This window comes from gamma proteobacterium symbiont of Scutellera amethystina (genome assembly GCF_059730845.1).
Window position 1 is genome coordinate 1704407 of record NZ_AP035935.1, and the last position, 13858, is coordinate 1718264.

At 57.8% G+C, this 13858-nt stretch carries 15 protein-coding genes and 1 tRNA gene; 9 read left to right on the forward strand and 7 right to left on the reverse strand.

Translation table 11 applies throughout. The features are described 5' to 3' along the window. The first annotated feature begins 40 nt into the window (after positions 1-40). Entirely contained in the window at positions 41-718 is a 678-nt protein-coding gene (ybiX, locus tag AC6I79_RS07735) for a PKHD-type hydroxylase YbiX (protein WP_058757376.1), read from the forward strand. 57 nt (positions 719-775) lie between these two features. Here the strand turns inward: ybiX and AC6I79_RS07740 are convergent. From AC6I79_RS07740 to AC6I79_RS07750, 3 genes are all read right to left on the reverse strand, one after another. Next, positions 776-851 (reverse strand) — tRNA-Asn (locus tag AC6I79_RS07740). Positions 852-954: 103 nt separating this feature from the next. Continuing rightward, positions 955-1731, reverse strand: a complete 777-nt coding sequence (gene mtfA, locus AC6I79_RS07745; protein ID WP_498027675.1) for a DgsA anti-repressor MtfA — start codon at positions 1729-1731, stop codon at positions 955-957. Positions 1732-1969: 238 nt separating this feature from the next. After that, positions 1970-2650 (reverse strand): ASCH domain-containing protein, encoded by a 681-nt coding sequence (locus AC6I79_RS07750; protein WP_058771148.1) that lies wholly within the window; start codon positions 2648-2650, stop codon positions 1970-1972. 579 nt (positions 2651-3229) lie between these two features. Here AC6I79_RS07750 and AC6I79_RS07755 point away from each other — a divergent pair. Beyond that, positions 3230-3934, forward strand: a complete 705-nt coding sequence (locus tag AC6I79_RS07755; RefSeq protein ID WP_058757381.1) for a phosphohydrolase — start codon at positions 3230-3232, stop codon at positions 3932-3934. 70 nt (positions 3935-4004) lie between these two features. Beyond that, positions 4005-4250 carry a hypothetical protein gene (locus AC6I79_RS07760; protein ID WP_021509844.1) on the forward strand — a complete coding sequence of 82 codons (246 nt, stop codon included), beginning with the start codon at positions 4005-4007 and terminating at the stop codon, positions 4248-4250. A gap of 40 nt (positions 4251-4290) precedes the next feature. Here the strand turns inward: AC6I79_RS07760 and AC6I79_RS07765 are convergent, their stop codons facing one another. Together AC6I79_RS07765 and dcm are read right to left on the reverse strand one after the other, a co-directional pair. Further along, positions 4291-5886, reverse strand: a complete 1596-nt coding sequence (locus tag AC6I79_RS07765; RefSeq protein WP_159377225.1) for a methyl-accepting chemotaxis protein — start codon at positions 5884-5886, stop codon at positions 4291-4293. Between the two features lie 150 nt (positions 5887-6036). After that, positions 6037-7434 carry a DNA (cytosine-5-)-methyltransferase gene (gene dcm / locus AC6I79_RS07770; protein WP_159377224.1) on the reverse strand — a complete coding sequence of 466 codons (1398 nt, stop codon included), beginning with the start codon at positions 7432-7434 and terminating at the stop codon, positions 6037-6039. 156 nt (positions 7435-7590) lie between these two features. Here dcm and AC6I79_RS07775 point away from each other — a divergent pair, with 156 nt between their 5' ends. From AC6I79_RS07775 to dgcQ, 6 genes are all read left to right on the forward strand, one after another. Then, positions 7591-8067, forward strand: coding sequence for a very short patch repair endonuclease (locus AC6I79_RS07775; protein ID WP_058757385.1), 477 nt, complete (start codon positions 7591-7593; stop codon positions 8065-8067). Positions 8068-8137: 70 nt separating this feature from the next. Then, the gene (locus AC6I79_RS07780; protein WP_021509848.1) at positions 8138-8413 is read left to right on the forward strand and encodes a hypothetical protein; all 276 of its coding nucleotides are present in this window, start codon (positions 8138-8140) and stop codon (positions 8411-8413) included. An 11-nt stretch (positions 8414-8424) separates the two neighbouring features. Further along, a complete protein-coding gene (locus tag AC6I79_RS07785) occupies positions 8425-9336 on the forward strand; it encodes a DUF808 domain-containing protein (protein ID WP_058757386.1) in 912 nt (303 codons plus the stop codon). Between the two features lie 36 nt (positions 9337-9372). Next, positions 9373-9507: a hypothetical protein gene (locus tag AC6I79_RS07790; protein WP_254919505.1), complete on the forward strand. Its 135-nt coding sequence runs from the start codon at positions 9373-9375 to the stop codon at positions 9505-9507. A gap of 181 nt (positions 9508-9688) precedes the next feature. Then, positions 9689-9868, forward strand: a complete 180-nt coding sequence (locus tag AC6I79_RS07795; RefSeq protein ID WP_010618657.1) for a YodC family protein — start codon at positions 9689-9691, stop codon at positions 9866-9868. A gap of 133 nt (positions 9869-10001) precedes the next feature. Further along, positions 10002-11654, forward strand: coding sequence for a cellulose biosynthesis regulator diguanylate cyclase DgcQ (gene dgcQ, locus AC6I79_RS07800; protein WP_215787669.1), 1653 nt, complete (start codon positions 10002-10004; stop codon positions 11652-11654). Here the strand turns inward: dgcQ and AC6I79_RS07805 are convergent. Both AC6I79_RS07805 and AC6I79_RS07810 read right to left on the reverse strand, forming a co-directional pair. Beyond that, the gene (locus AC6I79_RS07805; protein ID WP_021509852.1) at positions 11651-12871 is read right to left on the reverse strand and encodes a glycosyltransferase family protein; all 1221 of its coding nucleotides are present in this window, start codon (positions 12869-12871) and stop codon (positions 11651-11653) included. The two genes, dgcQ and AC6I79_RS07805, sit on opposite strands and share 4 nt — an antisense overlap. Positions 12872-12897: 26 nt before the next feature. Further along, the gene (locus AC6I79_RS07810) at positions 12898-13695 is read right to left on the reverse strand and encodes a mannosyl-3-phosphoglycerate phosphatase-related protein (RefSeq protein ID WP_021509853.1); all 798 of its coding nucleotides are present in this window, start codon (positions 13693-13695) and stop codon (positions 12898-12900) included. Positions 13696-13858 lie beyond the last annotated feature (163 nt).

The following is a 13858-nucleotide window of genomic DNA, read 5'->3' on the forward strand; positions in this document are numbered from 1 at the left end:
GGGGCGTTCGCGCTCCACGCTTAATGGCGAGAACTCCGCGATGATGTATCACATTCCTGCCGTGCTTAACGCTGAACAGCTGGCGCACTTTACCGCACAGCTGCAGCAGGCTGACTGGGTTGACGGACGGGCGACGGTCGGCAGCCAGGGCGCGACCGTAAAAAATAACCAGCAGATTGACACCGGCACGCCACTCTATGATCGGCTGCAGGCTACAGTGCTTCAGGCACTGAATAGCCATCCGCTATTCTTTGCCGCCGCGCTGCCGCGCACGCTTTCTGCGCCGCTGTTTAACCGTTATCAGCAGGGGGAAACCTACGGTTTTCATGTTGATGGTGCGGTACGCCACAATGGCGCGGCCGGCTGGATGCGTACCGATCTCTCCGCCACACTGTTTCTGTGTGAACCCGACAGTTACGAGGGCGGGGAACTGGTGATCGAGGATACTTACGGTCAGCACCGCGTAAAACTGCCGGCCGGCGACCTGGTGCTTTATCCCTCCAGCAGCCTGCACTGCGTCACGCCGGTCACGCGCGGCGCGCGGGTCGCCTCGTTTTTATGGATTCAGTCGATGGTGCGCGATGATAAGCAGCGCGCGATGCTGTTTGAACTGGACCGCAACATTCAGAGCCTGAAAGCGCGCCACGGTGACAGCGAAGAACTGCTGTCGCTGCTGAATATGTACCACAACCTGCTGCGCGGCTGGACGGAAGTTTAGCCGTCACGCAATAACAAAAAGCCCGCTCAGGTTTCCCTGAGCGGGCTTCTTTAAATCTGGCTCCTCTGACTGGACTCGAACCAGTGACATACGGATTAACAGTCCGCCGTTCTACCGACTGAACTACAGAGGAATCGTTGGAACGAGGCGAATATTAATGGCAGCCCCTGTGGGTGTCAACCGCTAAAAACACATTTGTATTCAACTGGCTAGCAAAGCGGCAAAGCGATCGTGATTTAAGCAGATTCCGGTGCCTGCTGCGCCAGACGCGCCAGCGGATCCTGATGGTAAAACTGCTGCAGGTGGCGATACATGGTCGGAAAACGGCTGGCGAGCAGGTCGGGGGCGCTGAAAAAGTACTCCGACAGCACGGCAAAACATTCCGCCGGATCGCTGGCGGCATAAGGATCGAGGGTCGCGGCCTGTTCACCCACCAGCTCCACTTCCGCTTCAATCTCGGCCATCGCCTGCAGTAAATCTTTCTCCCAGCTGGCCACATCGCGCAGCGCGATAGCCGGGATGCCGCTGGTGTAACCGCTGCCGCGCGCGTCGAGCTTGTGCGCCACTTCGTGGATCACCAGGTTGTAACCAGAGAGATCGTATGAGTCCTGGATGTCCAGTGCGTTTAGCACCACCGGTCCCTGCGTCCAGCTCTGGCCGGCATGCACGGCCGGCGCGTGGTGCACCAGGCCGCTGTCGTCCTCCCAGCGATCGTCAACGCTGAACGGCTCCGGGTAGATCAGCACTTCGTGGAAGCCGTCGAGCCATTCCAGACCCAGCTTCAATATCGGCAGGCAAAACAGCAACGACAGGCGAGCCAGGCGCAGTTCGCTGAGTTCCAGACCCTGCAGCGGGGTGATTTTTTTCTGCAGCAGGAAGCGTTGCGCCAGCGCCACCAGCGCCTGCTGCTCGTCGCTGTTCAGCAGAGAAAAGATCGGCTGCCCCAGCGCCTGTTGCCAGGGCAGGGCAGTCACGGCAGCATCTTTTTGTGCACGCCACGGCCATTTGATCATTGCGTCACTCACTCTGCAGGGCGGAAATCATATCCTGACGCGGCAGACGATAAATTGCCAGCGTGGAATCAAAGCCGCTTATTCAACCTGTTAGCGGCGGATTTGTCTGTGACAGGGATTGCAAACTGGCAAGGTGGGAAAGGGGGCGTGCTGTGCCGCCGGTGAGAAGGCAAGGGCTGGTGACTCACTGAATCGCGCAAAAGATGACGCCCTCTTCTGTGCGGAAGAGGGCAAACACTTAGCCTTCACGCTCCACACGCTGGAATGCGATGACCCAGACCCAGGGATTCACCTCCCAGCTGGTGGCGCCGTACTGCTTCTGCCACGCCTTGCGGTAAGCTTCTTTCGGCGATTCGGAATTCATGTTCATCGTGAAGAAATTATTGAGGAAGTGCGAATCGGTCTGCACGCCTTCCGCCATGATGTCGTCTTCGCTGATGTCCTGAATTTTCTCCGCGCGTACCGCCGTGATTTCCAGATCGATGCGGCTGGCCCAGCGCGGCATATGGATGGCGGTCTGCCAGCCAAACTGCTCGGCGACCTGCTGATTTTCTTCCTGTTGTCCAAGTTCATGGCTGTCGGCGCGATACTGGCAAAATGCCGGATTGCGGAACGGCAGCGGATCGCGCTCGTATTCCGCCAGCTGCGCCTCAGGCACAATCGGACCCCGCCAGGTTTCACGCACCCACAGGCGATCGCCGACCTGGCCAAACGGGCACTGGGCGCCAATGTCCGCCATCGACATCAGCTTGTAGCCATGCAGATGATTAGCGCTGACATCAAACGCGTGCACGCCTTCATGATGATCCTGTCCCGGGCCAAACGCCTGAGTTTTCATTATGCGCCGGGTCTGAGTTTGCTGGCCAACCAGCAGGGCGCGCACCCGCTGTTCGGAAAAAAGAATCGGCCGTTCTTTCATTATGTACCTCATGTTGTATCACGTACCCGGAGAGCTTCGACGAAACATCCGTATCCTCGGATGAGAGCATTAGCATAATGGGTTTGAATCAATTTGCTTAATAATTTGTCGCCTTATTATCGGGCAATAACTGCCGCTTCCGGTATTAAAAATGGCTCATAAGCAAACAGTGTGCTGACGAAGGCTTCGGGTACAGGTGAGAGCCGTAAATTTCCCCTATACAGTACGTTATAACGGTCGCAATGGGAATCTTTTCAGATTATGTCGCTATGCAAAGGGGCGTTTTAATGCTGGGGTTGCGACAGGCTAAACTGGACCTTTGGCGATGCTGAAAATTCACCCAGTGGGAAATGCATCACCGAAATTAAACAGAGTGGCTTAACTAAAACAGGTTAAGGAAATACTGAAAACCGTATCGCGGCTGGGCAAGCGGCATTAACAGCGCTATAACATGATCGGGATCGCATTTTTTTGCGCTGGACATCCGGGAAGGGTGTAAAGAAAGTGTCATCACCGGGCCGCTATGATGGGCGCAAGCCCTACCCGGTGCGAAATAATAGCAATAACAGGAGAAGCACGATGTCACTGACCCATTGGCAACACCGTTACGAAAGCTGGCTGCAGCTGAACTGGCTGCACGATGATAAAGCCCATGATATCGCGCACCTGCGCCGCGTCTGGATGAGCGCGGCCCGCATTATGCAAAACACCAATGCCGATCCGCTGGTGGTGCTGACCGCCTGCTATTTTCACGATGTGGTGAACCTGCCGAAAAACCATCCGGAACGCCATCTGGCTTCGACTTACGCGGCGGAAGAGACGCGCCGCATTCTGCAACAGGATTTTCCGGACTTCCCCTCAGCGCTGCTGGACAGCGTGGCGCATGCGGTGCAGGCCCACAGTTTCAGCGCCCGCATTACGCCAAAAACGTTAGAAGCGAAGATCGTTCAGGACGCCGATCGTCTCGAATCATTAGGCGCGATTGGCCTTGCGCGCGTTTTCTATACCGCAGGTGCGCTGGGACGGCCGTTGTTCGACAGCGACGATCCGCTGGGTAAAGACCGTGAACTGGATGACGTAAAGTGGACGCTGGATCATTTCCAGAAGAAACTGCTGAGCCTGCCGCAGACCATGCAGACGGAAACCGGCCGTCTGCTGGCGGAACACAACGCCGATTTTCTCGTCCGCTATATGGCGAAGCTGTGCGCCGAACTGCAGGGGAATCTGACCGATATTGATGAGTCCGTGTTACGCGATTTCAGTCCCATACCGGCACAATATTAAATTTTTATGACAGTCTGTTAACTTTCATCTGCTTCCGCTACGTTGTTGTAAATCAAGAGGGAGTGTGAAGATGACCGAGACCGTTAACTTAACCATTAAAATTGACCCGGCGCTGAAAGAGCACATTAAACAGTTAGCCGCTGATAACCAAATCTCCATGAGCCAGGAGATCGTTAACCGCCTGCAGGCCAGTTTAGATGCCGTTGAGCCACCGGCCGTCGACAGCCTGCATACTGAAGAGGCGGGCGATCAACTGAGCGCCGCCGAGCTGAAGCAGGTGCGTGCACTGCTGAAGAAAAGTAAGAAAAAGAAATAATACGAAAACCCGTCGCTGACGGGTTTTTTCTTTCTGCGCCTTAGCTAACGCGGAACTGCTGCGCGCGCTGCGTCAGTCGCGCTGAAAGTTCACTCAGCTGCGCCGCTGCCTGCACTTGCTGATCAGTCAGGGCTTCGTTTTGCTGGAGCTGAAGACTCATTTCCACCACTTCCCGGGCAATTTTGCTCACGCGATGGCTCTGCGCCGTACTGTTATCCTGCAGCTCATTCAGCTGGCTGACCACGCCCGATACCGCCTGGCCAATCCGCGCAAACAGCACTTCCAGCGCCTGCACCTTCGCAAAGCCATCCTGCACGTGCTGCTGCGTGTGCTGGATTAAACCGTCGATCTGCCGCGTGGATGCGCCGCTCTGCTGCGACAGCAATCCCATCTCTTTGGCGACGACCGAAAAACTGCGCCCGTAAGCGCCAGCATGCGCAGATTCTATCGCCGCATTAAGCGACAGCAGACGCGTCTGCATCGACAGGCTGTCCAGCATGCCGACGATGCCAGCGATATCGCCGGCGGCCGCGACGATTTGCTGCATCTGGTGATCCATATTGTCGACTTCATGGGCGCAGTGACGCATCAGCGCATCCGCGGACTTCGCGTCGTGCGTTGCCTGTTGCGAGAAGTGTGCACCTTTTTCCACCTCTTCTGACACGCGATGCAGCCGCTGCGACAGATGATGGAAGCTGGCATTTTGCGCCTGATGCTGCTGCATCACCTGCTGATTATGCTGCTGCATCTCGTCAGCGCCGGCCGCCACACGGGTTGCTACCGTCGTAATGTCGCTGACGATCTGCTGCAAACCCTGACGCATGGTATCGATGGACAGGAGCAGCTGGCGCGTTTCCAGCGACTGACGGCGCGTCGGTGCCGGGCTGGCGACCAGATCGCCCGTCGCGATTTGTGCCAGCTGGGCGTTGGCGTGACGCAGCGGCAGCAACACGCCGCGCATCAGCAGCGCGGCGGCCAGCAGCAGCAGCGCCATCAATAACGCGGCGATCGCCAGCGCCAGATTGCGGCTCTGCTTGAGCGTGCTGAGCGAATGCTGGTTGACGCTGCCGAGCTGCTGATTGGCCTGTTCGATTTCGCTAAACCAGGCATCGTTGAACTGCTGCTGGAAAGCCTGCATCGGCACCATAAAAAATGCGTTGATATCATTGGCTGCCAGCCCTTTCAGCTGCTCCTGCAACCCGCCGGCCAGCAGCACGAAGCCCTGTGCCAGCGGGCTATCGTTTTTCGCCTGATAGGCAGCAAACAGCTGCTGCGCCTGCTGCAATGAGGTAGTGGCCGCCGCCGCCAGGCTTTTCCAGCTGTCGACCGAACCGCTTTGCTGGTCCTGCATCAGATAAATGCCGGCACGATGGCTGTTGTCGCTGGCGGTGAGTAACTCAATACGTGCTTTATCCAGCAGGGCCAGCCGTTCGCGCAGCTGGCTGGCCTGCTGCAATGAGTGTTGCGTCTGATTCACGTGCTGGTTGAGCAACAGCACCCCGGCAAACTGCAGCAGACAAAACAGCACAATAAACAGCATGAACTGGCTGCGCAGGCTGGAGAGCCAGACGGGCAGACGCAGGGTAAAACGAGGTCGCAGCCGCAGCGGCAGGGAGATTACAGACAGGAGAGACATCAAACAGCTCCGCAAAAAATAAAACGCAGTATTGGTTTGATGCGTGACAGTCCGGTGACAGTGCGCGCGATGTGCGGCAAAACAGCACATCGCGCGTTACTAAAGCAAATTGCGGGGCGGAAAACCGGGGCGTGAAGCGCGGCTGCGTTTTCAGCGGCGCTGACGCGCGTGCTGCTCAATCAGCGGCAGCAGCAGTTTCGCTACGGCGGCGAACACCGGCACCACCACCGAGTTACCAAACTGTTTGTAGGCTTGGGTGTCGGAGACCGGAATGCGGAAGCGCGCTTCGCCTGGCGCTTCAAAGCCCATCAGGCGGGCACATTCACGCGGCGTCAGGCGGCGCGGGCGACGCGCCATGTTCGCGGCCTGCTGAAAATCCTTCTCACCCAGCGCGTGATCCCAGCCGCGATCGATCAGGATTTCCGACCCGTCTTTATAGTAGCGCGCTGACAGCGTGCGCACGCAGCAGTGCGGATTGCGCGGATCGTTGAGGCCAAAGCCAAAACCGTTGCCTTTGGCTTTATGCTTCTTCGCATACTGGTAGAGATAGTGCCACAGCGTGGGCGACAGGGTATATTTTGCCGCCGGCTGCGGCTCCAGCAGGCTGTGCAGCGGCGGAACTTCAGGCGGATAGAGCGCCGCCAGCGCGCGCAGAGAAAAACCCTCGCTCAGGCCGGTATCGCGCCGGATCCCCACCAGCACGATGCGCTCGCGGTGCTGTGGCAGGAAGTGACGCGCATCGACAACTTTGGCATCCGGCGATGAGTCGTCAGCCGCGTCAGCGACGTCGTAACCCAGCTCATCCAGCGTGGCCATAATAATGGCAAAGGTGCGGCCTTTATCATGGCTCTTGAGGTTCTTCACATTCTCCAGCACGAAAAACGGCGGTTTTTTGGCGGCGAGGATGCGCGCCACATCAAAAAACAGCGTGCCCTGGGCTTCACATTCAAAACCGTGCGCGCGACCCAGCGCATTCTTCTTACTGACGCCGGCCAGCGAAAAGGGCTGACAGGGAAAGCCGGCCAGCAGCACCTGATGGTCGGGAATCGTCTTATCGATATGCTGATAAATCGCCTGCTCATCCGGCAAACCGGCCGGCTGAGTAATCAGCCGGATATCACTGTTGAACTGATGCCGGGCGGGATCGCTGTAGTGATTGGCTTTGTAGGTGCGCACCGCTTCTTTATTCCACTCGCTGGTGAATACGCACTGGCCACCAATCTGCTCAAAGCCGCGGCGAATTCCCCCGATGCCGGCAAACAGATCGATAAACTGAAAGCGGGGATTGTCATAATGCGCCGGTCGCGACGGCAGCAGCGCCTGCAGACGGGCGACCTCCGCCGCTGACAGCGCGGGCGCGGCACTTTTTCCCGCGCGAATACGGTTAAGCTGCGTGATACTCCAGTCGCGGCCGCCGGCCTCGCTCAGGATGACCACCAGATCGCGGGCCGCGTAGATATCCAGTACCTGCAGCAGTAACGCGGTGGCGTCATCATCAGCGGAGTGCGGGGAGGGCGAAGCCGTCGCGGCGGGATCGAGTGCAAGCATGCGTTTTTCCTTAACAGTGAAGTGGCTATGCTACCACTCCTGGCGCGGCGTGGAAATTAACGATGGCTGCGCAGCGTCTCGCAATCTGCTTCGCACAAACTTTCGCTTTCGCCTCAACGCGCTAAAGTTGAAGAAGCCCGCAAAAAAGGAGACGCCATGGCAGACGTCCACTCGCATGATATTCGCAGCAAAAATATGCGCGCCATTCGCAATCAGGATACGGCGATTGAGCAGCGTATTGCGCTGCTGCTGAAAGATCGCGGCTTTAGCTTTCGTGTACAGGACAAAGCGCTGCCGGGCCGGCCGGATTTTGTGCTGCCGCAGCACAAAGCCATTATCTTTGTGCACGGCTGTTTCTGGCATCGTCACCACTGTTATCTGTTCAAAATGCCGGCCACGCGTACCGAATTCTGGAGCGGCAAAATCAACAGTAACGTGGAGCGTGACCGGCGCTATGTGCAGCAGCTGCAGGAAAGCGGCTGGAAGGTGCTGATCGTCTGGGAATGCGCGCTGCGCGGCAAACTGCGGCTGGAAGATGAGGCGCTGGTGGAGCGGCTGGAAGAGTGGCTGCTGGCTGCCACGCACAGCAGCGAGATCGATCATCAGGGATTGCATCACTATCGGGCGGATTAAGGCTGGGTGATTGCTTTTAGCTGCCATAACAGTTTAGATCAGCGTTTTCTCTGGGACGCGGAACACCACCATGAGCAGCATCAAACTGACGGTCAGACGCCTGTATCAACTGCGCGATGAGCGCATGGTCAATGCCCATGCCACGGCGCGCATTTACCTGGATGATACGCTGGTGGCCACCGAGGAGATAAGCGGCATGACAGAAAGTCCGGTGAGCAAGTATCTGCACGCCGACGATCTGCACGGGAAAACGTTACGCGTCGAATGGGACTGTGCGGGCATCGCCGATATGACGGTGACGGCGATTGAGCGGTGCCCCTGTTGTCAGGATCACGAACCGGAATAAGGAATGACATTTTGGCAGGAACCAGCTTACTGACTCTTCTGGATGATATTGCCACGCTGCTCGACGACATTTCCGTCATGGGCAAAGTGGCGGCAAAAAAGACCGCCGGCGTGCTGGGCGATGACCTGTCGCTCAATGCGCAGCAGGTGACAGGCGTGAAGGCCAATCGTGAGCTCCCGGTGGTGTGGGGCGTGGCGAAAGGCTCGTTTATCAACAAACTGATCCTGGTGCCGCTGGCGCTGCTGATCTCCGCGTTTGCGCCCTGGCTGATTACGCCGCTGCTGATGATTGGCGGCGCCTATCTGTGCTTTGAAGGAGTGGAAAAAGTGCTGCACAGCCTGCACCACGACAAAGCGGAGAAGAGCCCGGAAGCGCGGCAAAAGCGGCTGGATAATCTGGCGCAGCAGGACCCGCGCCAGTTCGAAAAAGATAAGGTGAAAGGCGCAGTGCGCACCGACTTCATTCTGTCGGCTGAAATTGTGGCGATTACCCTGGGCATTGTGTCGGATGCGCCGCTGCTCAATCAGGTGTTAATCCTCGCCGGTATTGCCATTCTGGTGACCATCGGCGTGTACGGTATTGTGGCGATGATCGTTAAGATTGACGATCTCGGCTACTGGCTGCGTGAGAAGTCTTCCACGCTGGCGCAAGCCACCGGCGGCGCGCTGCTGGCGCTGGCACCGTGGCTGATGAAAATCCTGTCGGTGGTTGGCACCGTCGCGATGTTCCTGGTGGGCGGCGGCATTATCGTGCACGGTATCGCGCCGCTGCATCATGCCATTGAAGAGTACAGCAGCGGCTTCCCGGGTGTGGTTTCCATGCTGCTGAGCAACGGTGCGAATCTGGTGCTGGGCTTTATCGTTGGGTCGATTGTGCTGTTAGTGGTAAATCTGGTTGCGAAGCTGCGCGGTAAATCGGTATAAAGCGCAGGAAATTTCTAATCACGGGTCAGGAGAACGATGATGAACGACGATATGTTTGAATTTGATATCGATGCACAGCTGGAGCAGGCGGAAGCCAAAGCGGCAGAAAAAGCCAGTGAAGTGCCGGCAGATATCAGCGACGAAGCCGACTGCGAAGGTTGCAAAATCTGATTTTCCACCCGGGAAAATCGTTCAAAGCCGATAATAACTTTTATCGGCTTTGTTTATTTACGGCATTTTTCACTGCTTATTCCGAATTTGTCACAGTAATAGCAATATCCTATAGGCAAAAAACGCGCACAGCTGCTATACCTTAATCCGTTCAATCAACGGTGAGAAGGGAGGGCGCGGTATGACCTTTGCAATCAGTGACGAAGTTCAGCACAAACAGGGCGGACCCACCATGGTGGTGACCGGCTATGCCAGCGGAATGGTAGAGTGTCGTTGGTATGATGGCTACAGTGTACGCCGCGAAGCGTTCCGCAGTGATGAGCTGACGCATCTGTCGGCCGCGCGCCAGCTGGCCAGCTGAGCCCCTCGGGACGGTCAGCGCGCCGTCCCGATGTCATTGTCACTTTTCACGTTTTTCCTGATCTCTGCCTGTACGCCGTTTTCCCGCCTGACTACACTTCTTCAATTCGTTGTTATCCGGAGCCTGGCTACTGATGCCAATCTCGCCACTGTCATCACGCCGCATGACGCCTGCGCTGCGCGTGCATCTCTGTTTTCTGGCGGTCTTTCTCTTTTCACTTTTTCTCACCGTCCATGAAGCGCTGGAATTAAAAAATAACTATCAGCAGCGGCAGCGCGCCCAGCTGTCCGAGATCCAGCGCAGCCTTGATAGCCGCTTTCAGGAGAGTCTGGACGAGCTTAATTACTATCAGCGGATGCTCAGCTACGCGCTGACGCACCCGCTGGACGCCGATTATGGTCAGCACGCCCTGCAGCGTTTTCAGCAGTTGCGCCATCAGCCGGTGTGGCAGTTGCAGATCGCTAACCTGCGCAGCATGCCGATTAACGGCGTCAGCGACGAATGGCTGCAGCGTGATGCGCTGCTGCAGCGCGATGATACTTATCTGCTGCCCGAGCTGCGCGCTGCGCTGGAGTTCAGCTTTATCATGCAGTTCAGCGATGAGGCGCAGGACTTTCATTCACGCTTCTGGTACACCTCGCGCGCGGGCTATTACATCAGCTCACGTCCGCCGCGCGACGCGCAGGAGCTGGCGCAAAGTTACGCCACCATGACGCAGCGACCCTATTTTCGCGACCAGCAGCCGGGCCGGGCGCCGCAGACGCGATGGCACTGGACCGAAGCCTATCAGGGGGAGTTCAACGAGGGGTTGATGCTGACGGTGAGCGCGCCGGTGATCGCCCATCAGCACTGGTACGGCGTGTTATCGATGGATTTCACCCAGCAGCGAATTAATGCATTGCTGCACCAGTCGCGTCACAGCGTGCTGCAGGGCAAGCTGGTGCTCGAAGATCGCGCACTCAACGAGATCACCCGGCTGCCGGCACCGCACGATGTGGCATTGACCCCCGCGCAGCGCGGCCAGCTGATGCAGGCGATTCAGCAGCAGCCGGCCGGAACACTGTGGCTGGGCAGTCAGCTGGCCAGCTGGGTTAAGTTAAAAAATGTCGATGCCTGGCTAATCAACGTGCAGAGCCTGCGCCAGGGGCTGGCGCAGGAGCTGGGGCGGGTAGCGCTGTTTCTGTTGGGCATGTGGCTGCTGTTCGTGCTGTTACTGGCGCTGGCGCATCAGGTGATTTTCCGCCTGGTACGGCGACTGGAGGATCTCTCGGCGCGACTGGCCTGGCGCGCGAATTATGACGGTCTGACGCGCCTGCTTAATCGCAGCGCCTTTTTCGATCAGTTTATCGCGCTGGCGCGGCGCTGCGAACAGCAGCAACAGCCGCTGGCGGTGATCCAGCTCGATATCGATCATTTTAAAAAGGTCAATGATAGCTGGGGCCATCACGCGGGCGATCAGGCGCTGATGCGCGTGGCCGGCGTCATCAAACATACGCTGCGCCCTTACGACGTAGCCGGACGCATCGGCGGCGAAGAGTTTTGTATCGTGCTGCCGCACACCACGCTGGCTGAGGCGCAGGGCGTGGCGGAGCGTATCCGCAGCCGGCTGGCGGCCAAAACCATTCTGGTCAACGCCAGCACCACCTTTAGCGTTACGTTGTCGGCAGGTGTCAGTTGCAGTACTGAGCATGGCAGTTACCATGCAGAAAGTCTGCAGGCGGTAGCGGACCGCCGCCTGTATCTGGCGAAAAGCGGCGGTCGCAATCGGGTGTGCGCGGCCGGTTAGACTTTGCCCTCGTTATCCTCTTCTACCGCCTGGTAGATGCGCTGCAGGATATCGGGGAACGCCGACTGCACGCGGCTCCAGCTGGGGATAAACGGTTTCTCGTTTGGCCGCTCGATGAACGACTGGCCGGCGTCGAGAATCGCCTGGGTGAACATCTCGACCGCCGCTTCTTCAATGTGCTGATCAAACTTTAGTCCGTTCATGGTGGCTTCGTGGTTGTAGATCTCCATCATGTCCAGCGCGTTGCGATAATAGGTGGCCTTCAGCACGCGGAACGAGTCGCTGGTGAGCGGCACGCCCATTGTCGCCAGCTTACGCAGTAGCGACTGCACGATATCGTTACTCATGCGTTTCAGGCCACCGGTGCCGTCCTCTTCCGCCAGCGGCTGATGCTTATGATCGTAGTTGTCCGCGATTTCCACCTGGCAGGTCTGCCGCGTGGTGTAATTGCGATAAATCTCTGACAGCACGCCAATCTCCAGCCCCCAGTCGCCAGGGATTTTGATGCCGTTCAGCACGTGGGTGCGCATGGCAAACTCGCCGGACAGCGGATAGCGGAAACTGGTGAGATAGTCGAGATACTCCGAATGGCCGTAGACTTTCTGCAGCGAGCGCAGCAGCGGGCCCACCAGCAGACGCCCGACGCGGCCATTAAGCTTACCGTCCGCAACGCGCGCATAGAAACCTTTGCAGAATTCATACTGAAACGCCGGGTTGGCCAGCGGGTAGAGCAGACGTGCCAGCATGCCGCGCTCATAGGTCACGATGTCGCAGTCATGCAGCGCCACGCACTGCGAGCGGTCGGAGGCCAGTGTGTAGCCGGTGCAGAACCACACGTTGCGCCCCTTGCCTGGCTGGCTGGGCGACAGGCCCTCTTTATCCAGCTCGGCGTCCAGCGCTTTCAGCCGCGGGCCATCGTTCCACAAAATGCGGTGGCGCTGCGGCAGGCGAGAAAAAAACTCGCGCGCGAAAAGAAACTGATCGCGATCGGCACGATCGAGGCCAATCACAATCTCCTCCAGATAGGGCACTTTCGCCAGTTCGTTGACGATATTATCCAGCGCCGGGCCTTCCAGCTCGGAAAACAGCGAGGGCAGAATCAGCCCCATTTTGCGCTTGCGCGCAAAGCGCACCATCTCTTTTTCCAGCGACTCCACGTTGCGGTGGGTGAGATTATGAAAGTTGGTAATTACGCCGTTCTGGTAAAAATCACTCATCGTCTCATCCTTCTGGTCAGCTGCCGTTATTCAGGTTGGGCAAGAAAGTAATCCAGACCTTCGCGCCAGCCCTCAGGGCCAACGTGAGCGGTGTGGTAAACGTTGTGATGATCGCTGCGTTGCAGCACCACCGGGGTTTTACTGAAACCTTTAATCACCACGGCATAATCGACGCGCTCCAGCATCGGCGCATCATTAGGGCCATCGCCCAGACCAATCGTGGTGCGCTTCGTGCCTTCCTGCTGCTGCAACTGCTGCAATAACTGTTCCAGCGCCACGCCTTTACCGCTGCCCGCCGGCATCACATGCCAGAAGCGTCCGCCCTGCGTCAGGGCCAGTTGATGCTGCGCCAGCGCCGCGCGGAAGGCGTCGAGCCGCGTTTCATCATCGCGCCATACGATGACTTCAGACGCATCGCGCAGTCGGCTCTGGCTGGCTTCCGTCAGCGTCAGGCCGGTGAAACGGGCCACTTCTGCGTCGCTAAAGTCATGAAAGCCGGTGAAGCGAAAATCCGCCTGCAGGGTGCTGAGCGTGGCGCAGAGCGCAAGGTAATCGGCACCGGGCTCTTCAGCGATCTGTGCTTCCCCGCCGAAGGCGACGCGGGCGCCGTTTTCCGCAATAAAGGGTGCACCGGCAATGCCCAGCCGCTTCTGCAGCGGAATAATTTCGGCTGCGGTTTTACTCGAACAAATCACCAGCGGAATTTGTTGCTGCTTAAGACGCGCCAGCCACTCGCTGGCGGCCTGCCAGTTATAGTCATGATGATCGAGCAGCGAACCATCGAGATCGGTCACGATCAGCAGGGAGGAATCTAACGGGATCATCAATACACTCCTTACGCCCAAAGGCATCCGTAAAGCGACGTGTAATCAGTATAATAGCGTAATCACGATCACACTTTTCCTTGCCGCCGGCGCGGCCACTATCCAGGATAATTCTTAAAACACCGCCCGGATACCGAAGCGGCTGCACGTTTTGTGCATGCAG

Excerpts from the sequence above, each read along its gene's own strand:
- ybiX (WP_058757376.1), top strand. The coding sequence starts at position 41 with ATGATGTATCACATTCCTGCCGTGCTTAACGCTGAACAGCTGGCGCAC.
- mtfA (WP_498027675.1), bottom strand. The coding sequence starts at position 1,731 with ATGATCAAATGGCCGTGGCGTGCACAAAAAGATGCTGCCGTGACTGCC.
- AC6I79_RS07750 (WP_058771148.1), bottom strand. The coding sequence starts at position 2,650 with ATGAAAGAACGGCCGATTCTTTTTTCCGAACAGCGGGTGCGCGCCCTG.
- AC6I79_RS07755 (WP_058757381.1), top strand. The coding sequence starts at position 3,230 with ATGTCACTGACCCATTGGCAACACCGTTACGAAAGCTGGCTGCAGCTG.
- AC6I79_RS07760 (WP_021509844.1), top strand. The coding sequence starts at position 4,005 with ATGACCGAGACCGTTAACTTAACCATTAAAATTGACCCGGCGCTGAAA.
- AC6I79_RS07765 (WP_159377225.1), bottom strand. The coding sequence starts at position 5,886 with ATGTCTCTCCTGTCTGTAATCTCCCTGCCGCTGCGGCTGCGACCTCGT.
- dcm (WP_159377224.1), bottom strand. The coding sequence starts at position 7,434 with ATGCTTGCACTCGATCCCGCCGCGACGGCTTCGCCCTCCCCGCACTCC.
- AC6I79_RS07775 (WP_058757385.1), top strand. The coding sequence starts at position 7,591 with ATGGCAGACGTCCACTCGCATGATATTCGCAGCAAAAATATGCGCGCC.
- AC6I79_RS07780 (WP_021509848.1), top strand. The coding sequence starts at position 8,138 with ATGAGCAGCATCAAACTGACGGTCAGACGCCTGTATCAACTGCGCGAT.
- AC6I79_RS07790 (WP_254919505.1), top strand. The coding sequence starts at position 9,373 with ATGATGAACGACGATATGTTTGAATTTGATATCGATGCACAGCTGGAG.
- AC6I79_RS07795 (WP_010618657.1), top strand. The coding sequence starts at position 9,689 with ATGACCTTTGCAATCAGTGACGAAGTTCAGCACAAACAGGGCGGACCC.
- dgcQ (WP_215787669.1), top strand. The coding sequence starts at position 10,002 with ATGCCAATCTCGCCACTGTCATCACGCCGCATGACGCCTGCGCTGCGC.
- AC6I79_RS07805 (WP_021509852.1), bottom strand. The coding sequence starts at position 12,871 with ATGAGTGATTTTTACCAGAACGGCGTAATTACCAACTTTCATAATCTC.
- AC6I79_RS07810 (WP_021509853.1), bottom strand. The coding sequence starts at position 13,695 with ATGATCCCGTTAGATTCCTCCCTGCTGATCGTGACCGATCTCGATGGT.